This window comes from Thauera sp. K11 (assembly GCF_002354895.1).
Taxonomy (GTDB): domain Bacteria; phylum Pseudomonadota; class Gammaproteobacteria; order Burkholderiales; family Rhodocyclaceae; genus Thauera; species Thauera sinica.
Genome location: NZ_CP023439.1, coordinates 312,481 through 331,195 on the forward strand (window position 1 = coordinate 312,481; position 18,715 = coordinate 331,195).

21 protein-coding genes are annotated in these 18,715 nt (G+C 68.3%); 15 read left to right on the plus strand and 6 right to left on the minus strand.

Features of this window, described 5'->3' with window-relative positions; all coding sequences use genetic code 11:
- Nucleotides 1–29: 29 nt before the first annotated feature.
- A complete protein-coding gene (locus tag CCZ27_RS01490) occupies nt 30–896 on the plus strand; it encodes a cytochrome c oxidase subunit 3 (protein ID WP_096445041.1) in 867 nt (288 codons plus the stop codon).
- Between the two features lie 6 nt (nt 897–902).
- Here CCZ27_RS01490 and CCZ27_RS01495 read toward each other — a convergent pair whose 3' ends face one another.
- A complete protein-coding gene (locus CCZ27_RS01495; protein WP_096445042.1) occupies nt 903–1,097 on the minus strand; it encodes a twin transmembrane helix small protein in 195 nt (64 codons plus the stop codon).
- 69 nt (nt 1,098–1,166) lie between these two features.
- Here CCZ27_RS01495 and CCZ27_RS01500 point away from each other — a divergent pair, with 69 nt between their 5' ends.
- The 5 genes from CCZ27_RS01500 (at nt 1,167) to CCZ27_RS01520 (ending at nt 5,318) form a co-directional block, all read left to right on the plus strand.
- Complete coding sequence (locus CCZ27_RS01500) at nt 1,167–1,994, plus strand: SURF1 family protein (RefSeq protein WP_232516523.1); 828 nt, start codon at nt 1,167–1,169, stop codon at nt 1,992–1,994.
- Nucleotides 1,984–2,631 carry a redox-active disulfide-containing membrane protein gene (locus CCZ27_RS01505; protein WP_232516524.1) on the plus strand — a complete coding sequence of 216 codons (648 nt, stop codon included), beginning with the start codon at nt 1,984–1,986 and terminating at the stop codon, nt 2,629–2,631. Before CCZ27_RS01500 ends, CCZ27_RS01505 begins: the two co-directional genes overlap by 11 nt.
- Before the next feature lie 7 nt (nt 2,632–2,638).
- Nucleotides 2,639–3,682, plus strand: coding sequence for a COX15/CtaA family protein (locus CCZ27_RS01510; RefSeq protein WP_198363236.1), 1,044 nt, complete (start codon nt 2,639–2,641; stop codon nt 3,680–3,682).
- A gap of 13 nt (nt 3,683–3,695) precedes the next feature.
- A complete protein-coding gene (cyoE, locus tag CCZ27_RS01515; protein ID WP_096445043.1) occupies nt 3,696–4,595 on the plus strand; it encodes a heme o synthase in 900 nt (299 codons plus the stop codon).
- Between the two features lie 111 nt (nt 4,596–4,706).
- Nucleotides 4,707–5,318 (plus strand): SCO family protein, encoded by a 612-nt coding sequence (locus CCZ27_RS01520; RefSeq protein ID WP_096445044.1) that lies wholly within the window; start codon nt 4,707–4,709, stop codon nt 5,316–5,318.
- Between the two features lie 106 nt (nt 5,319–5,424).
- On the opposite strand, the gene rpoH is transcribed toward CCZ27_RS01520, so the two are convergent.
- The gene (gene rpoH, locus CCZ27_RS01525; protein ID WP_096445045.1) at nt 5,425–6,276 is read right to left on the minus strand and encodes an RNA polymerase sigma factor RpoH; all 852 of its coding nucleotides are present in this window, start codon (nt 6,274–6,276) and stop codon (nt 5,425–5,427) included.
- A 319-nt stretch (nt 6,277–6,595) separates the two neighbouring features.
- On the opposite strand from rpoH, the gene CCZ27_RS01530 reads away from it, so the two are divergent.
- From CCZ27_RS01530 to CCZ27_RS01545, 4 genes are all read left to right on the plus strand, one after another.
- A complete protein-coding gene (locus CCZ27_RS01530; protein WP_096445046.1) occupies nt 6,596–7,690 on the plus strand; it encodes a porin in 1,095 nt (364 codons plus the stop codon).
- A 172-nt stretch (nt 7,691–7,862) separates the two neighbouring features.
- Nucleotides 7,863–8,681, plus strand: coding sequence for a shikimate dehydrogenase (gene aroE, locus CCZ27_RS01535; protein WP_096445047.1), 819 nt, complete (start codon nt 7,863–7,865; stop codon nt 8,679–8,681).
- A gap of 67 nt (nt 8,682–8,748) precedes the next feature.
- Complete coding sequence (ampD, locus tag CCZ27_RS01540; RefSeq protein WP_096445048.1) at nt 8,749–9,303, plus strand: 1,6-anhydro-N-acetylmuramyl-L-alanine amidase AmpD; 555 nt, start codon at nt 8,749–8,751, stop codon at nt 9,301–9,303.
- Between the two features lie 333 nt (nt 9,304–9,636).
- Entirely contained in the window at nt 9,637–10,395 is a 759-nt protein-coding gene (locus tag CCZ27_RS01545) for a lytic transglycosylase domain-containing protein (protein ID WP_096445049.1), read from the plus strand.
- A gap of 43 nt (nt 10,396–10,438) precedes the next feature.
- Here CCZ27_RS01545 and CCZ27_RS01550 read toward each other — a convergent pair whose 3' ends face one another.
- Entirely contained in the window at nt 10,439–11,611 is a 1,173-nt protein-coding gene (locus CCZ27_RS01550; RefSeq protein WP_096445050.1) for a pyridoxal phosphate-dependent aminotransferase, read from the minus strand.
- 74 nt (nt 11,612–11,685) lie between these two features.
- Nucleotides 11,686–12,171: a Fur family transcriptional regulator gene (locus CCZ27_RS01555; protein WP_096452055.1), complete on the minus strand. Its 486-nt coding sequence runs from the start codon at nt 12,169–12,171 to the stop codon at nt 11,686–11,688.
- Between the two features lie 99 nt (nt 12,172–12,270).
- Between CCZ27_RS01555 and CCZ27_RS01560 the strand changes: the two genes are divergently transcribed.
- From CCZ27_RS01560 to CCZ27_RS01580, 5 genes are read left to right on the plus strand one after another with little or no spacing between them, the layout of a single operon-like run.
- Nucleotides 12,271–12,948: a DUF1826 domain-containing protein gene (locus CCZ27_RS01560; RefSeq protein ID WP_096445051.1), complete on the plus strand. Its 678-nt coding sequence runs from the start codon at nt 12,271–12,273 to the stop codon at nt 12,946–12,948.
- Between the two features lie 19 nt (nt 12,949–12,967).
- The gene (locus CCZ27_RS01565; protein ID WP_198363237.1) at nt 12,968–13,465 is read left to right on the plus strand and encodes a DUF2796 domain-containing protein; all 498 of its coding nucleotides are present in this window, start codon (nt 12,968–12,970) and stop codon (nt 13,463–13,465) included.
- 1 nt (nt 13,466) lies between these two features.
- Nucleotides 13,467–14,135 carry an ATP-binding cassette domain-containing protein gene (locus tag CCZ27_RS01570; RefSeq protein WP_096445053.1) on the plus strand — a complete coding sequence of 223 codons (669 nt, stop codon included), beginning with the start codon at nt 13,467–13,469 and terminating at the stop codon, nt 14,133–14,135.
- Nucleotides 14,132–15,415, plus strand: coding sequence for an ABC transporter permease (locus tag CCZ27_RS01575; RefSeq protein WP_096445054.1), 1,284 nt, complete (start codon nt 14,132–14,134; stop codon nt 15,413–15,415). Before CCZ27_RS01570 ends, CCZ27_RS01575 begins: the two co-directional genes overlap by 4 nt.
- Nucleotides 15,416–15,424: 9 nt before the next feature.
- Nucleotides 15,425–16,003 carry a DUF3299 domain-containing protein gene (locus CCZ27_RS01580; RefSeq protein WP_096445055.1) on the plus strand — a complete coding sequence of 193 codons (579 nt, stop codon included), beginning with the start codon at nt 15,425–15,427 and terminating at the stop codon, nt 16,001–16,003.
- A 171-nt stretch (nt 16,004–16,174) separates the two neighbouring features.
- On the opposite strand, the gene CCZ27_RS01585 is transcribed toward CCZ27_RS01580, so the two are convergent.
- Nucleotides 16,175–16,690: a DUF3016 domain-containing protein gene (locus CCZ27_RS01585; RefSeq protein ID WP_232516525.1), complete on the minus strand. Its 516-nt coding sequence runs from the start codon at nt 16,688–16,690 to the stop codon at nt 16,175–16,177.
- A gap of 119 nt (nt 16,691–16,809) precedes the next feature.
- The gene (locus tag CCZ27_RS01590; protein WP_096445056.1) at nt 16,810–18,657 is read right to left on the minus strand and encodes a phosphoenolpyruvate carboxykinase (GTP); all 1,848 of its coding nucleotides are present in this window, start codon (nt 18,655–18,657) and stop codon (nt 16,810–16,812) included.
- Between the last annotated feature and the right edge of the window lie 58 nt (nt 18,658–18,715).

Below are 18,715 nucleotides of genomic sequence, written 5' to 3' on the forward strand. Positions count from 1 at the left end.
GGCACAGGGCCCGAGCGGGAGGCAAAGTCATGAACCAGGCGTCAGGCATGCAGGCGGCGGACCACTACTTCGTCCCCGAACCATCGAAGTATCCGATCATCGGCGCCGTCGCCCTGCTGCTGTTCGGCAGCGGGGCCGCGCTGTGGCTGAACGGCATGCCGGCCGGACGCTGGGTGTTCTTCCTCGGCATCGCCATCCTCGTCTTCATGATGTTCGGCTGGTTCGGCCAGGTCGTGCGCGAATCCGAGGGCGGCAAGTACGGCCGGCGGGTGGACAAGTCCTTCCGCTGGTCCATGGGCTGGTTCATCTTCTCCGAAGTGATGTTCTTCGCCGCCTTCTTCGGCGCGCTGTTCTACGCGCGGGTGCTGTCCGTGCCATGGCTGTCGTCGGGCGACAACGCGTCCATGCTCTGGCAGGGGTACGCGGGCGCGTGGCCGACCGCCGGCCCCTACGCGTCCGACCCGTTCACGCCGATGGAGGCATGGGGCATCCCGGCGATCAACACGCTGATCCTGCTCACCTCGGGCGTCACCCTCACCTGGGCGCACTACGGACTGCTCAACGGCAGGCGCGGCCGGCTCAAGCTCGGTCTGGCGGTCACCATCCTGCTCGGCATCATCTTTCTCTCGCTGCAGGCGTACGAATACGCCCATGCGTATGCGGAACTCAATCTGCGGCTGGACAGCGGCATCTACGGTTCCACCTTCTACCTGCTCACCGGCTTTCACGGCATGCACGTCACGGTGGGGACCATCATGCTCACGGTGATGCTGTTCCGCGCCTTCGCTGGCCATTTCCGGCCGGATCACCACTTCGGCTTCGAGGCCGCCGCGTGGTACTGGCACTTCGTCGACGTGGTGTGGCTGATGCTGTTCGTCGTCGTGTATTGGCTGTGAAGGCCGTCAGAGCCTGCCGTCGATGAGCCCGGTTGCGAACCCCGCCATCAGCGTCGCGAACAGCGCCAGCGACAGGCCGACGCGGATCGCCAGCGCGCGCGCCATCCGGGTGCCGCCGCCGCGGTCGCGCAGCAGGAACAGCAGCGCCGACCCCAGGCTGGCGACGATCATGACGAGGAACAGGATGACGACGATGCGCATGGCCGGGCTCCGGTCGGTGTCGCGGCAGGATGTGTCACGGCAGTGTAATGCGCGTGCGGGAGCGGGCCAATGAATCTGCAGGCCGCCGGCCGTTCCGCAGCGGGGCCGCAGGGCGGCGGGGCGGCTGTGTCCCCGCATGCCGGCCGTGCGGCGCATCGGCAGGCGCGCACTCCGATGCGCCGCGCGCTGCATGCATGGGCGCCCCTCGCCGCCGGCCTGCTGCTGGTCGCCTCGATGGTGTCGCTCGGCAACTGGCAGATGCGCCGGGCGCAGGAGAAGGCGGAACTGCAGCAGCGTTTCGATCTGTCCGCGCGCGGCGGGCCGGTTGCGGTGCGTGCGACCGACCGGCCCGTCGACGGGCAGCCGCTGCGCCTCGAAGGCCGCTGGCTGGCGCAATACACCATTCTTCTCGACAACCGGACGCAGGGCGGGCGCGCCGGCTACCACGTGCTGACTCCGCTGCAACTGACCGACGGTTCCGGCGCGGTGCTCGTCAATCGCGGCTGGCTGGCCGCGGATGCCGACCGCAGCCGCCTGCCCGACGTGCCGTCCCCGGCCGGGCTGCAGCGCGTGGAAGGGCGTATGCAGCCGGTCGAGGCAAAGCCCTTCTTCCTCGGCGGCGAGGTGGCGGAAGGCCGTCGCTGGCAGCATCTCGATCTCGACCGCTACCGCGCCGTCCTCGATGCGGCGGGGCCGCGGCTCGCCGGCTGGACGGTGCAGCAGACCTCCGCATCCGCCGGCGACGGCCTGTCGCGCGACTGGCCGCAGCCGGCCATGAGCGCCGACCGCCACCGTGCCTACGCGCTGCAGTGGTATGCGCTCGCCGGCCTCGCCGCTGCGCTGACCGCCTGGCATGCCGGGCGCCTCTTCACCCGGAAACCCTCCGATGAGCGATAGCCTGATCCTGCCCCGCGCCTCCGTCGCCCCGCCGCCGCCGGGGGCGCGCGCCGCACGGCGCCGCGCGCGCCGCACGCTGATGTTGCTTGCCTTCGTCTGCGTGCTGCCGGTGGCCGCCTCCTACCTCGCCTTCTACGTCTGGCAGCCGCAGGGCCGGGTCAATCACGGCACGCTGCTGCCGCCCGCCGCGCTGCCGGCGACCGTGCTCGACGGCGCGGGCGGCCAGGCCGCGCTGGCACGCAGCGACCTGGAACGCCAATGGACGCTGCTCGTCGCCGCGCCCGCCGCCTGCGACGCGGCATGCGGCCGGGCGCTGTACGTGTCGCGGCAGGCGCGGCTGGCCCAGGCCCAGGACATGGAGCGCGTCGGCCGCGTGTGGCTCATCACCGACGGTGGAGAGCCCGGCGCCCATGCCCTCTCCGGCCATGACGGCCTGCGCCTCGTGCGCGCCGATGCCGCCTGGCTGGCCGCGCTCGGCGGCGCGGCGGCGGGGCAGGTGTTCCTGGCCGATCCGCTCGGCAACGTGATGATGCGCTTCGACGACGACACCGATACCACCCGCACGGCGCGCGGCCTCACCAAGGACCTGCAGCGCCTGCTGAAGTATTCCGCGCTCGGCCGCGGCGGCCGGGAGTGAGCCGGACATGCCGCCCGCGCTGACGCTCTATCGCCGCCTGGTGCTGCTGGCGTTCGGCCTGACGGCCTTCGTCGTCGTGTTCGGCGCCTACGTGCGGCTGTCTGATGCCGGCCTGGGCTGCCCCGACTGGCCCGGCTGCTACGGCAAGCTGAGCCCGGCGCACGCCGCCGGGCAGATCCTCGATGCGCACGAGGCGAATCCGCACGGGCCGGTCAGCATGCCCAAGGCGTGGAAGGAGATGATCCACCGCTATGCGGCCGCCGGCCTCGGCCTGCTGATCATCGCGATCGCCGTCCTCGCATCCCGGCTGGGAGGCCATGCGAAGGTGTCGCGCCGCGTGGCCTGGCTGCTGGTCGGGGTGGTCGCGCTGCAGGGCATGCTGGGCAAATGGACCGTGACGCTGCTGCTCAAGCCCGCCATCGTGACCGCCCACCTGATCGGCGGGCTGACCACGCTTGCGCTGCTGGCATGGCTCGCGTTGCGCGCACTCGGCGTGGAACGGCTGCAGGCGGGCGGCACCGGCGGGGTCGCCCCGCGGCTGTGCCTCGCGGCGCGCCTCGGCCTGGTGCTGCTGATCGCGCAGATCGCCCTGGGCGGCTGGACGAGCACCAACTACGCCGCGCTCGCCTGCACCGATTTCCCCACTTGCCACGGCAGCCTCTGGCCGCAGGCCGACTATGCGAATGCCTTCCACGTGGTGCGCGAGCTGGGCATGACCGCCGACGGCGAACTGCTGTCGAACGCGGCGCTCACTGCCATCCACTGGTCGCACCGCGTGGGCGCATTGCTGGTCGGCGTGGTGCTGCTGGTGCTGGGGGCGACGCTGGCGAAGCGCCAGGGCACCGAGCGGCTCGGCCTTGCGCTGACGGGCGCGCTGCTGCTGCAGGTAACGCTGGGGATCGCCAACGTCAGGCTGTCCCTGCCGCTGGGACTGGCGGCCGCGCACAACGCCGGCGCCGCGCTGCTGCTGGTCCTCATGGTGTCGATCAACTACCGGCTGGCCGCGATGCCGGCGCGCATGCGCCAGCGGTTCGTGGCACTGGTCGGCTGAAGGAGCACGAGCGATGAGAACCCTTGCCCCCGCACACGACGGATTTGCGCGCCGCGCGCGCGCGTTCTACGTGCTGACCAAGCCGCGCGTGAACACGCTGATCGTGTTCTGCGCCGTGATCGGCATGTTCCTCGCCGTGCCCGACGGCCTGCCTGAGCCGTTCGCCGTGTTCTGCGCCACGCTCGGCATCGCCTGCGTCGCCGGCGCCGCCGCGGCCATGAACTGCCTGGTCGAGCAGCACATCGATGCGCGCATGGCCCGCACCCGCGGCCGCCCGCTGCCGCGCGGCGAACTGGCCGCGGGCGAGGTGCTCGCCTTCGCCGGCATGCTGGGCGGCTTCGGCCTCACCATCCTGCACCGCGCCGTCAATCCGCTGACGATGTGGCTGACGCTGGCCACCTTCGTCGGCTATGCCGTCGTCTATACGATCTTCCTCAAGCCGCGCACGCCGCAGAACATCGTCATCGGCGGAGCCTCCGGCGCGATGCCTCCGGTGCTCGGCTGGGCGGCGATCACCGGCGAGGTGTCGGCCGATGCGCTGCTGCTGTTCCTGATCATCTTCGCGTGGACGCCGCCGCACTTCTGGGCGCTGGCCCTCTACCGCACCGACGACTACGCGCGCGCCGGCCTGCCCATGCTGCCGGTCACCCACGGGTCCGAGTTCACCCGGCTGAGCGTGCTGCTCTATACCCTTATCCTCTTCGGCGTGACCCTGCTGCCCTACGCCACGCGGATGTCGGGGATGGTCTATCTCGCCGCCGCGGTCGTGCTCGGCGCGCGCTTCATCCACTACGCCTGGCGCCTCTACCGCGACTACAGCGACGCGCTGGCGCGGCGCACCTTCCGCTTCTCGATCGCCTACCTGTTCGGCCTCTTCGCCGCGCTGCTGGCCGATCACTACCTGCCGTACTGAAGGCGGGCCGGATGGTCCGGCGGCCGCGGCGAATTGACGCAGCGCATTAGCCCCCACCCCGGGCGCCGACTATCATCAGCCCCTGCTGATGAACATGGCCGGAGCCGGAACATGCGTTTGCGTCCCAGGAGTCTTTTCGCGTGGAGTCGTACTTTCGCCGCGCTTGCGTTCGGTGCGGCGCTGCTGGCCGGCTGCGCGCCGTCCGAACCGGCCTTCCGCTCGACCGACATCACCGGCGCCGATTACGGCAAGTCGCTCGCGCTCACCGACCACAACGGCCAGCCCCGCACGCTGGCCGATTTCCGCGGCAAGGTGGTGACGATCTTCTTCGGCTACACCCAGTGCCCGGACGTGTGCCCGACCGCGCTGTCGGGCATGGGCGAGGTCATGCGCCGGCTCGGCACCGATGCCGACCGCGTCCAGGTGCTGTTCGTCACGGTGGACCCGGAGCGCGACACGCAGGCCCTGCTGTCGGAATACGTGCCGGTGTTCGACAAGCGCTTCCTTGGCCTCTACGGCACGCCGGACAAGATCTCCGAAGTGGCGAAGGATTTCCGCGTCTTCTACCGCAAGAGCGGCGACCTGAACGGCCACTACACTGTCGACCACACGGCCGGCACCTACGTCTTCGATCCGAGCGGAAAACTGCGGCTGTACGTGAAGCACGCCGAAGACCCGGCGCTCATCGCCGGCGACATCGAGGCGCTGCTGGCGGGGAAGTGAGCGTATCGCCCGGGCGGGCGATGCGTGGGTGTCGGCCCGCCGGCCCGGGCGACGGCCGGTCGGGGCAAGGCAATGGAATCAAGCGGGATGAGCGGCGACTTGCCGCTCACACCATCGCCGCCAGCACCCCTCGCATCTTCTGCATCGCCTTCGCCTCGATCTGGCGGATGCGTTCGGCCGACACGCCGTATTCGGCGGCAAGCTCATGCAGCGTGGCGGCGTCGCCTTCGGCGAGCCAGCGGCGTTCGACGATGCGGCGGCTGCGCTCGTCCAGGCTGGCAAGCGCCTCGCGCAGGCCGGTGTCCTGCAGGCGGGCGAGTTGGGTCTGCTCCAGCACCTCCGAGGGCTCCGCATGCGGGTCGGGCAGGTAGGCGACGGGGGCGAAGCGTTCGTCTTCGTCGTCGCTGCTGCCTTCGAGCGGAATGTCGCGGCCCGACAGGCGGGTTTCCATCTCCACCACTTCCTCGGGCTTGACGCCGAGGCGGGCGGCGATCGAACGCACTTCGGACGGCTGCAGGGTCGCGGTGTCCTGCTTCATGCCGCGCAGGTTGAAGAACAGTTTGCGCTGCGCCTTGGTCGTGGCGATCTTCACCAGACGCCAGTTCTTCACGATGTATTCGTGGATCTCGGCCTTTATCCAGTGCATCGCGAAGGACACGAGGCGCACGCCGCGCGCCGGGTCGAAACGCTTCACCGCCTTCATCAGGCCGATGTTGCCTTCCTGGATCAGGTCGGCGTGCGGCAGGCCGTAGCCCAGATAGCCGCGCGCGATCGCCACCACCAGCCGCAGGTGCGACATCACCAGTTGCCGCGCCGCCTCGACGTCGCCTTCCTCGCGCAGCCTTCTTGCCAATGCGACTTCCTCCTGCTCGGTGAGCAGCGGGATGCGATTGACCGACTGTATGTACTGATCGATGCTGCCAGCCGACGGAACCGGGAACGACAGGGCGTGGGTCATGGGCTTTGATCCTCCTTGCTCGCACAATCTTAGCACTCGGTGCATGAGAGTGCTAACCGGGGGCCGAGTTCCTCGGCGGCGGCACCGCCGGGAGGGACATCCCGGCCTTTTCCCGATGGCGCCCAGGCGGAGAAATATCGATGCTGGTCTGTTGCACGTCTGCAACAGGCAGGGTCCGATTGTGGTGTTTTTGTGCCGAGTCACTTGCCATGCGCCTTGCCCGCTCAGCACAATCGGCCCAACTTCTCGCCAGAGAGGTGAGCAGGACCGAGGAATCTATCTCTTTCCGGAGTCTGGACTTCAACTTGAGGAGAAACACATGCAGAAGAAACTGATCGCACTGGCCGTCGCTGGCCTGGTTTCGGTTCCGGCCTTTGCGCAGTCCAACGTGACGATCTACGGTATCGTCGACATGGGCTACGTCTATCGCGGCGACAACGTCGTTGATGGCGTCAAGAACCGCAGCGGCATCGATTCGGGCGTCGCCAACGGCAGCCGCATCGGCTTCAAGGGTACGGAAGACCTGGGCAACGGCCTGAAGGCCGGCTTCGTGCTGGAGCAGGGCATCCTGGCGGATACCGGTACCTCGGCGCAGGGCGGCAGGACTTTCGGCCGCCAGTCCTTCGTCTCCCTGGGCGGCAACTTCGGCACCGTGGCGCTGGGCCGCCAGTACGCGCCCGGCTACCTGCTGCTGGATTCGATCGATCCGTTCTCGACCGGTACCGTCGGCCAGTCGAACAACGTCTACCTCGGTGAGGTCCGTCTCGACAACCTGCTGGCCTACGTGTCGCCGACCTGGAGCGGCTTCTCCTTCAGCGCCGGCTACACGCTGAGCGCCTACGGCAACGAATCCCTCGGCAACGAAAGCGTGGCCGGCGACGTCCGCGCCTGGGCGATCTCGCCGAAGTACGTCAATGGCCCGCTGACCCTGGGCCTGAACTTCCACGAGATCAAGATGAAGTCCACCGGTGCCGCCGACGGCGACAAGGTCCGCGTTTATGATTTCGGCGGTTCGTACAACTTCGGCGTGGTGAAGCTGGGTGCGATCTACGGCATCCGCAAGGCCGACGGCGTCGACTTCGGCCAGTTCGAGGAGGGCGAGGACTCCAAGCAGTGGCTGGTGGGCGTGACCGTGCCGGTCAGCGCTTCGGGCAACGTGCTGGCGTCGTATGCCCACCGCAAGACGGACATCGCGAACAGCAGCAAAGACGCCAAGGTCAGCCAGTGGGCGATCGGCTACGAGCACTGGCTGTCGAAGCGCACGGGCCTGTACGCGACGTATGCCGACATCAACAACAACAAGGCGGCCGAGCATGCTGGCGACGAGTTCCTGATCGGCTCGGTCGGCGATGCCACCAGCGGTGGCGGCGGCTACCAGCGCGGCTTCAACGTGGGCATCCGCCACTTCTTCTGATCTCGTTTACCGCGAGGCTGGACACGACGGGCGCTGCGGCGCCCGTCGCTGCGTTTACCGCGGCTATGCCGGCGCGGCTCGTGCCGGCGCCGGGCGGCAGGTTTCCTTCGGCGCCGAACGCGGGCAGACTTCGTCCCTCGTCCTCCGATTCGCCCTCCACCGGATCGATACCATGACCGACCGCTACGCCGTCATCGGCAATCCCATCGCGCATTCGAAGTCTCCGGCCATCCACGCCGCCTTCGCGCGCCAGACTGGCCAGGACCTGACCTATGAGGCCATCCTCGGGCCGCTGGACGGGTTTGTGGCGTGCGTGCGGCAGTTCATGCGCGACGGCGGCAAGGGCATGAACGTGACGGTGCCGTTCAAGATCCAGGCCGTCGAGCTGGCCGACCGGCTGACCGAGCGGGCGCGCCACGCACAGGCGGTCAATACGCTGAAATTCGAGGCTGATGGCAGCATCCTCGGCGACAATACCGACGGCGTGGGCATGGTACGCGACATCCGGGACGTCCTGGGCGTGCCGATCGCCGGGCGGCGGGTCCTGCTGCTGGGGGCCGGCGGCGCGGCGCGCGGCGTGCTGCTGCCGCTGCTGGAAGAGGGGCCGGCCGGCTTGGTGATCGCCAACCGCACGCCGGAGAAGGCCGAGCAGTTGAAGGCGCTGTGCCCGGGCCGGGGCGAGGTGGACGTGGCGCGATTCGACGAACTCGGCGGGCAGGGGTTCGACGTCGTGATCAATGCGACCTCGGCCAGCCTGGGCGGGGAGGGTATTGCGCTGCCGGCCGGCATCTACGGTGCGGGTGCGCTGGCCTACGACATGGTGTATGGCGACCGTCCTACACCCTTCATGCTGCAGGCCCGCGAGCAGGGCGCGGCGCGGGTGTCCGACGGGCTTGGCATGCTCGTCGGCCAGGCGGCCGAGTCCTTCTACCTGTGGCGCCGCGTGCGGCCGGATACCGCGCCGGTGATCGCGATGCTGCGCGCATGCTGACCTCTGCCGCAGGCCGCACTGGTTTTCGTTCGCGGCGCAGCCTGCCCGGGTATCGAGGGCGAAATCGATGAAGACCGATCTGCTCGCCGGCGGTTGGCTCGCCGGTGCCCGCCGCGTTGCTTCCCCGAATTTCGACGTCCGCCCGGAAGGCGAGCGCCCGAGCCTGGTCGTGGTGCACGCCATCAGCCTGCCGCCCGACCGGTTCGGCGGGCCGGGCGTGGAACAACTCTTCACCAACACCCTGGACCCCGGCGAGCATCCCTACTACGCGGCCATCTGCCATCTGCGGGTGTCGGCGCATTTCTTCATCCGGCGCGATGGGGAACTGGTCCAGTTCGTGTCCGCGGACGAGCGGGCGTGGCATGCCGGCGTGTCGTGCTGGGAGGGCAGGGAGCGCTGCAACGATTTTTCGATCGGCATCGAACTCGAGGGCTGCGACACGCTGCCGTTCGAGCCGGCGCAGTACCACAGGCTGGCGGAATTGCTGGAAATCCTGCGCTCGCACTATCCGATCGGGGCCGTCGTCGGCCACTCCGACATCGCGCCGGGACGCAAGACGGACCCCGGCCCTTGCTTCGATTGGGCCGGGCTGGAACTGCCGGTTCCTGTTGCAAGGCGTTAAGTGCTTGTTTAATATGCGCTGTCAAAGTTTGACAAAGCCGGAAGGAGGAAATACACTTCGGCGAAATGTTGCTCTGCAACATAAATAAACCCTTTTCTTGAACCTTGAAAAACGGTGCGGCGCCGTCCCTCGGGAGGGCGCGGTTTCATGGACGTACGCACCGCGGGGCCCATCGTCTGGTTGCGTCGACGGGCTTTAACACCTACTGGCGACCGAGTATTTCGACACGCGAGGGCTGCTGACCGCAGCCCTCGCGCTTGTTCAGGGCCTCACCGGCACTGGGCAACCGTTGGCCCCACGAGGGCGCGCGGAACGTCGAGCTCTGGCCACAGCATGGAGGACACCATGAAACACGCAACTCGAACTCAGGGCCTCGCGCGTCAGGCGGGCGGCGTTCTTTTAAATCTCGCACACGGTGCCTTGCTGGCTGGCGGCTTGATGGGAATGGCGACGGTCGCCTCCGATCGGCTCGATCCGGTCAGCGTCAATTACGCGGACACCCGCGCCGCGGTGTCCACCCAGCCGGGTTCCTTCTACGCCGGTCTCGCGGCGGAGGCTCTCGAGGCGGCACACCCGGCCGGCAAGAGCCCGCAAGCCGTACAGGCGGTCGAGGATGACAACGGCCTTTCGCCCGAGATGGTGCGGGTCCGCGACTGGGTATCCGACCGCTACGGCGTGTCCGACGAAACGCTCGAACCGGCGCTTGCCGCGGCCGAGGAGGCAGGGCGCCACCGCGGCATCGATCCGCTGCTGATCGTCGCGATCATGGCGGTGGAGTCGAGCTTCAATCCGCGCGCGGTGAGCAACATGGGGGCGCAGGGCCTGATGCAGGTCATCCCCCGTTTCCACAAGGACAAGATCGGCTCGAAGCGGGGCAAGAACGCGTTGTTCGATCCGGAATTCAACATCCACGTGGGTACCCAGGTGCTTCACGAGGGCCTTGCCCGCTACGGCGACATGCAGCGTGCGCTGCAGTACTACAACGGTTCGCTGGGCGATACGTCGATGCGCTACACCCGCAAGGTGATGGCGATCAAGAAGCGGCTCGTCGCCGCTGCCGCTGGCCGCCTGCAGCTCGCTTCGGCCGGCTGACCCTTCCGTTTCCGGACGTCCGCAGGAGCCCGGCCGGGTGCGTTCAGCGCAGGACCCGGGCGATGCGGTCGGCTGCTTCGAGCAGGCGTTCACGCCGCGTCGTGTAGGCGATGCGCAGGTGGCGCCGTGCCAGGTGGTGGCCGAAATCGATGCCGGGTGTGGCGGCGACGCCGGCCTCTTCGATCATCCTGCGCGCCAGCGCTTCGGCGTCGTCCGCCAGCGGCGACACGTCGGCATAGATGTAGAAGGCGCCCTGGGGTTCGGAGGCGACGGTGAAGCCGATGTCGCGCAGCGCGGGCAGCAGGGTGTCCCGCCGCTCGGCGAACGCATGCCGGCGCTCTTCGAGGATTTCGAGCGTCGACGGTGCGAAGGCGGCCAGCGCCGCGTGCTGTGCCGGCGTGGACGGCGCGATGAAGAAGTGCTGCGCCAGTTTCTCGATGGTGCGTACGTACGCGGGCGGCACCACCAGCCAGCCCAGGCGCCAGCCCGTCATGCCGAAGTACTTGGAAAAGCTGTTCACCACGAAGAGGTCGTCGGCGCCATTGAGCGCCGGGCGGGACAGGGCGGAAGACGCCTCCACGCCATAGGTCAGCCCCTGGTAGATCTCGTCGACCAGCAGCAGGCCGTCGCGGCCGTGGGTGACGCGATGCAGGGCCTCGATCTCGTCGCCGGTGAGCAGGGTGCCGGTCGGGTTCGACGGCGTGGCGACCATCAGGCCGCGCGTGTGCGCATGCCAGGCGTCGGCCACCTGCCGGGCGGTTGGCTGATAGCGGCTGGCGGCATCGACCGGCAGGCCGCGCGCAACCCCCTCGAAGCTGCGCACGAGATGGCGGTTCGAGGGGTAGCCGGGATCGGGCAGCAGCCACTCGTCCCCCGGATCGGTGGTGGCTGCCAGTGCCAGCATCAGGGCCCCCGACGCGCCGGCGGTGACGACGATGCGTTCCGCCGCGACGTCCGCGCCGAAGCGGTCGCGGTAGAAACCCGCGATCGCCTCGCGCAGCGCCGGCAACCCGAGGCCCGAGGTGTAATGCACGTCGCCGCCGGCGATGAAGCGCGCGGCCGCTTCGAGCATCGGCTGCGGCGTGGGGAAGTCGGGTTCGCCCACTTCCATGTGGATGATGTCGCGCCCCCGGGCCTCGAGCTCGCGCGCGCGGCGCAGCAGTTCCATGACGTGAAAGGGCTGGATGTCGGCGGCGCGGCGGGAGAAGTGGAGCATCGCGGTGTTCCTGTGCGGCGAAGGCTGGAATCGTAGCGCGGAAACCGGCATCGGCCGCTTGCCGGTGCGCGGTATCAAACCCCGTGCGTGCCCTGCCCGGCCTGGCGGCAGTCCGGGCATATCGACGAGATCTCGAGTTCGTGACAATCGAGTTCGTGTCCGGCGCGGAGAATGCTCTGCGTCAAGGCCGCCATCAAGGCGTGGTCGTGCAACTCGCTGACCTTGCCGCAGCGCCGGCAGACCATGAACAGACCCGGGAAACGGTGAGAGTCGTGGCGGCACGCGACGAACTGGTTGATGCGTTCGATCTTGTGCACCAGGCCCTGTTCGATCAGGAAGTCCAGCGCCCGATACACCGTCGGCGGCGTCGCATTGCTCCGCAATTCCTTGACCTTCGCCAGCAGGTCATAGGCTTTCAGGCCATTTTCGGTTTCGTAGAGCAAGCCGAGAACATCGCGCCGAATCGGTGTCAGCAGCGCGCCATGCGCCTTGCAGCGCTCGCTGGCACGATCGAGGAGTTCGGCACTGCTCGGGGAGACGGTGGGGCGCGAGCTGAGCATGGCGAACATTCTAGAGGCGAGGGCTTGGAGCGCACAAATGCAATGTTATAACATTGCATCCACAAGCCCATTCGCCCTGTGTTCAAACGTCCTGAAACGATGTCTGCCGGCACCAGCATTCCGCTCAGCGCGGCACCGAGCGCCCTGGCTCGGCAAGCCGCCACCCGTGACGCCGAGTCCGGCACCGCGCTGGCCCTGACGCGCATCTTCGATCCGGAGATCCAACTGGCCCAGTGGCACCGTCCCATCGACGCGGTCATCGCCGGCTGGCTGGAAGCCAATGCCGGCGATCTCGGCAGCGGATTCCGCCAGACGCTGGCGCCCGGCGACACGCCCGATCTCGGTGGATTGCCCGCCGGGCCCGGTCGCGAGGCACTGGCTGCCGACCTCGCGATGCTTGCCGAAATGCTCGGTGAACTGCTCGATGCGCCGTCCATCGGTCTGCGGATGGAAATCGTCCACCGGGCCATGTGTCCCCGCCTGCATGTAGACCGTGTCGGGATTCGGATGCTGTGCACCTATCGCGGTCCGGGCACCGAATGGGTCGAAGATGCCTCGGCCGACCGCCGTTTTCTCGGTGCCGCTTCCGGCGGTCTGCCGGATGAGACTTCCGGCCTGCTGCTGCCGGGATACCGCATCGAAACCGTCCCGCCCTTCGCGGTCGCCTTGCTCAAGGGCAGTTTGTGGCAGGGCAACGGCGGCCGCGGCATCATCCATCGTTCTCCAGCCGTTCCTCGTCCTCCGCGCGTCCTGGTCGCGCTCGATGCCGGCTGGTAATACCGTGAAGGAGCCTCTCGTGCGCTTTGCCCTTTCTTGCATTGCCCTCGCCCTGGCCAGCCCGGCATGGGCGGCGCCTGCCCATGTCCATGGCGAGGCCCGGCTGGAGATCGCAGTCGATGGCAATACCCTCGCCATCCATCTCGAAACGCCGCTCGACGGCCTGCTGGGTTTCGAGCGTGCCCCGCGCAGCCCGGCCGAACGGCAGGCGGTCACGGCGATGAGGACGACGCTGGAGCAACCCGATCGCCTGTTCCGGATCGTGCCGGAGGCAGGATGCGAGGCGCAGGCGCCGCAGCTCGAGTCGCCCATCTTCGAAGGCAGCGCCGGCGACGGCCATCTCGACCTCGATGCCGACTACCGCTGGCAGTGCGCCCGGCCGTCGGCGCTGCGCGGCATCGACACGACCCTGTTTGCCGAATTCCCGCGGCTGAAGCGGATCGAGGTCGAATTCGTCGGCCCGGCGGGACAGAGATCCGGCCGCCTGACGCCAGCCCGGCCCCGCTTTGCGTGGTGAGATGAGCGCGCCCGCACTCCTCGTCCGCGACCTTGCATTCAGTTGGCCGGGCGGCGACGGCTTCTGCCTGAACCTGCCGCTTCTCGAGGTTCCCGGGGAAACGAGCCTGTTTCTGCACGGTCCGAGCGGCAGCGGCAAGAGCACGCTGCTGAACTTGATCGGTGGTGTGCTGGCGCCGCAGGCCGGACATGTCGAATTGCTCGGCCAGCCGTTTTCCCGATGGCCGGCCGGCCGGCGCGACGCCTTTCGCGCCGACCACGTCGGTTTCATTTTCCAGCAGTTCAACCTCATTCCCTACCTGGCCGTTGTCGACAACGTATTGCTGCCCTGCCGCTTTTCCGCGCGCCGGGCCGCGAGGGCGGGCGATCCGGCCGCCGCCGCCCGCGCCTTGCTGGAACGCCTGGACATCGGGCCCGCACTGCATGGCCGGCCGGCACATGCGCTGTCGGTCGGCCAGCAGCAGCGCGTCGCCGCCGCGAGGGCGCTGATCGGACGGCCGGAGATCATCATCGCCGACGAGCCGACCTCGGCCCTCGACGCCGCCCGCCAGGCCGCCTTCGTCGACCTGCTGCTGGCCGAAGCGGGCGCCAACGGGAGCGCCGTCGTCTTCGTCAGCCATGATCTTTCGCTCGCCACCCATTTCGACGCCAGCCTGGAGCTTGCCGCATGAGGGCCTGGAGATTCCTGCTGCCGCTGGCCTGGGCCAGTGCGTGGAACCGGCGGGCGACGCTCGGTCTCACCTTGATCGCCATCGTGCTGGCAAGTTGCCTGTTGCTCGCGGTCGAGCGCCTGCGCCACGACGTCCGCGAGAGCTTTGCCGAATCCGTCTCCGGCACCGACCTGATCGTCGGCGCCCGGGGCAGTCCGCTGCAACTGGTGCTCTACTCGGTCTTCCGGCTAGGCGACGCCAGCAACAACATCGGCTGGGACAGCTACCGCAAGATCGCCGCCAACCCGGCGGTGGCGTGGACCATTCCGCTGTCGCTCGGCGATTCGCACCGCGGCTACCCCGTGCTCGGCACCAACGGCGACTATTTCGCGCACTTCCGCTACGGCCTGAAGACGCCGCTCGCGATCGCCGAAGGCCGTGCCTTTGCGGATGGCCATGACGGCATCTTCGAGGCCGTCCTTGGCGCCGAGGTGGCGCAGCAACTCGGCTACCGGCCCGGCCGGCGCATCGTGCTCAGTCACGGCAGCGGCCCGTTGCCGGGCCTGGATCATGCCGAAAAGCCGTTTACCGTCGTCGGCATCCTGGCGCCGACCGGCACGCCGGTGGACCGGACCGTGCATGTCGGCCTCGCCGCCATCGAGGCCATCCATCTCGACTGGCAGGGCGGCATGCCGCTGCCCGGGGTGGAGATTCCGGCGGCGATGGTCGGCAAGTTCGATCTGACGCCGAAGGAAGTCACCGCCTTCCTGGTCGGCCTGCACCAGCGTACCGCCGTCTTCGGCGTACAGCGCACGATCGCCGGCTTCAGGGACGAGCCGCTGCAGGCCGTGCTGCCTGGCGTCGTGCTCGACCAGCTCTGGCAGAGCCTGGCTTTCGGCGAAAAGCTGCTGCGCGGCCTGTCCTGGCTGATCCTGGTCCTCGGCCTGGCCGGCCTGCTCGCGGTCATGCTGGCCGGCCTGGGCGAACGGCGGCGCGAACTGGCCATCCTGCGCGCCCTCGGCGCCAGCCTGCCGCACATCGTCATCCTGCTGCTGCTGGAAAGCCTGATCCTCGGACTTGCCGGGGCGTTTGGCGGTTGCGTCCTGCTGACCGCCGCCAGCATGGCCGCGGGCCCGTGGCTGGCCCAGAACTGGGGTATCGTGCTGCATTCGCTGCTGCCCGGTGCCGATGAGTGGTCGCTGCTTGCCGCCATCGTCGCCGTCAGCCTGCTCGCCGGGCTGCTGCCGGCCTGGCGGGCCAGCCGCCTGGCGCTGGCCGACGGCCTGACACCCCGCCTCTGAGAGGAATCCATGCGCCTGCTCCATGCCTGCATCGTCTGTCTCCTGCTTGCCGCGTCGTTCGCTGCCGGGGCAGAGGGCTATCGCATCGGCGAACGCCTGGCGCCCGGCACCGAGCCGGCCCGCCCGGCCTATCGCGAGATACAGTGGGACAACCTCGTCCCGGAGGACTGGGACCCGATGGCGGAGTTCAAGGGCCTGGACCTGGGCAGCCTGCGCGACGGCGACCCGCGCGCGCAGGCGGCGCTGGAGAAAATGCGGGCAGCCTGGGATGCGGCACCGGTGGAAACGGCTCTGGACGGCAAGGCGATTCGCCTGGCCGGCTTCGTCATCCCCCTCGAACGCAAGGGCAAGCTCGTTTCCGAATTATTGCTGGTGCCGTATTTCGGGGCCTGCATCCATACGCCGCCGCCGCCGGCCAATCAGACGATTCACGTTGTCCTCAACAAGCCGACGGGCGACGTGCGCATGATGGATGCCTTCTGGGTCACCGGCGTTCTCAAGGTCGCCCGCGGGGACAGCGGCATGGGGGTCTTCGGCTACCGGCTCCGGGCCGATGGTCTGGAGCGCTATCGGCCGAAGGGGCAATGACGAGAAAGCCTTCCCATCCCGGCTGCCGCCCCGGTCATCCCGCCCGGCCCGTCGGAGTACCGGTCGCGCCCGCGACGCCGATGGCCCGGTCGCGGATGGCTCGCGGACCGATGGTGCGGACGGGGAGGGAGGCGGCGGAAACCGTTGCCGCGGCTGGATGAAAGGCGGCGTTCAGTACGCCTTCCGGCAGAATTGCCGCTCGAACCAGTCGCGCAGCATGGCGCGCTCGTAGGGCAGTTGCCGGATGGCGTCGGCCCGCACGTAGGCGCTGCGCGACAGATAGTTCATGTCGTCGACGCTCGCGTCGCCTTCGCTGGCGATGGCTCCGCCGGCATCGCGCAGGACGTAGTGCAGCTTGATCCGCGGCCAGTCGATCTCGCGCATCACCCTGAGGTCATAGCCGGCCTTCCACCATTCGTTGCGGCCGGCGAGGTCGACGTCGAGGACGCGCAGGGACAGCGTATTGCCTTCGGCAACGCAGCGCTGGCCTTCCGATTCGAGGTGGCGCGCCAGCGCGGCGAGGTTGCGGTCGGAATCGGTGCCGTATTGGCCGACGTCGGTGTAGTTCTGCGGATCGACGAATTCGACCTTTACACGTGCGGCCTTCTGGCCGCCGGACTGGGCCGAAGCGAAAGGCGCCGGCAGGAGGAGCAGGCCGAGACCTGCGACGATGGGCATGATGCGCATGGCCGTCTTCCAGGGATGGACATGCGGGGTAGACAGCGCAACTGCCTGAAGATGCCCGCCGCACCACGGCAGGCGGGAAGGCGCCCGGCCGGGCGTTCCGGCCGGGCTCCTGGTCCTACTCAGTCGGCGTTCAGCGCCAGTTCGAACAGTTCGCGCTTCAGGGTCAGTTCGCGCGGCAGGCGATCCTGCAGCTTGTCGAACCATTCCTTGTGCAGCGAGAGTTCGCTGCGCCAGGCGTCGGCGTCGACCTTGGTCAGCGCGTCGAACTCGGCCTTGGCGACGTCGGAGTCCGTCCAGTCGATGTCGTCGTAGTTCGGCATCCAGCCCAGGGCGGTTTCCTTGGCGCCGATGCGGCCGCGCACGCGGTCGACGATCCACTTCAGCACGCGCATGTTCTCGCCGAAGCCCGGCCACATGAACTGGCCCTGCTCGTTCATGCGGAACCAGTTGACGCAGAAGATCTTCGGCGTGTCCTCGACGACGTGGCCCATGCGCAGCCAGTGGTTGAAGTAGTCGCCCATGTGGTAGCCGCAGAAGGGCAGCATCGCGAACGGGTCGCGGCGCACCACGCCCTGCGCGCCGAAGGCGGCGGCGGTGGTTTCCGAACCCAGCGTCGAGGCCATGTAGACGCCGTAGTTCCAGTTGAAGGCTTCGTACACCAGCGGCACGGTGGTGCCGCGGCGGCCGCCGAAGATGAAGGCCGAGATCGGCACGCCGGCCGGGTCTTCCCAGTTCGGGTCGATCGACGGGCACTGGCTGGCCGGCGCGGTGAAGCGCGCATTCGGGTGCGCGGCCTTGCGCCCGGTTTCCTTCGCGATCTCGGGCGTCCAGTCCTTGCCCTGCCAGTCGGTCAGGTGCGCGGGCGCTTCCTTGCTCATGCCTTCCCACCACACGTCGCCGTCGTCGGTCAGCGCGACGTTGGTGAAGATGATGTTCTCCTTCAGCGTCGCCATCGCGTTGTAGTTGGTCTTCTCCGACGTGCCCGGGGCGACGCCGAAGTAGCCCGATTCGGGGTTGATGGCGTAGAACTTGCCGTCCTTGCCGGGCTTGATCCAGGCGATGTCGTCGCCGACGGTGTAGATCTTCCAGCCGTTGAAGGATTTCGGCGGGATCAGCATGGCGAAGTTGGTCTTGCCGCAGGCCGACGGGAAGGCGGCGGCGACGTAGGTCTTCTCGCCCTGCGGCGATTCGACGCCGAGGATCAGCATGTGCTCGGCCAGCCAGCCTTCGTCGCGCGCCATCGTGGACGCGATGCGCAGCGCGAAGCACTTCTTGCCCAGCAGCGCGTTGCCGCCGTAGCCCGAGCCGTAGGACCAGATCTCGCGGGTTTCAGGGTAGTGGACGATGTACTTGGTGGTCGGATTGCACGGCCAGCGGCTGTCCTTTTCACCCTGGGCGAGCGGGGCGCCGACGGAGTGCACGCACGGCACGTAGTCGCCGCCGCTGCCCAGCACCTCGATGGCGCCCTTGCCCATGCGCGTCATGACGCGCATGTTGGTGACGACGTAGGGGCTGTCGGTGATCTCGATGCCGATGTGAGCGATCGGGCTGCCCAGCGGACCCATCGAGAACGGGACCACGTACATCGTGCGGCCGTGCATGCAGCCCTTGAACAGGCCGTTCAGGGTCTCGCGCATCACCGCCGGGTCTTCCCAGTTGTTGGTGGGGCCGGCGTCGTTCTTGTCCTTCGAGCAGATGAAGGTGCGGTCTTCCACGCGCGCGACGTCCGAGGGGTCGGACCAGGCGAGGTAGGAATCCTTGCGCTTTTCCGGGTTCAGCTTGATGAGCATGCCGGATTCGACCATCTCGGCGCACAGGCGGTCGTACTCATCCTGCGATCCGTCGCACCACACGACGCGGTCGGGCTCGGTCAGGGCGGCGATCCCGGCCACCCATTGCTTCAGGCCCTCGTGGCGGACATATTCCGGTGCGGCGGCGATCGCCGCTTCGGCAAAGCGTTGATTCATGGGAAATGCTCTCCTCTCTCCACTGTTCGGAAGCGAAACCGTTTCCCGTCGGTCGAGC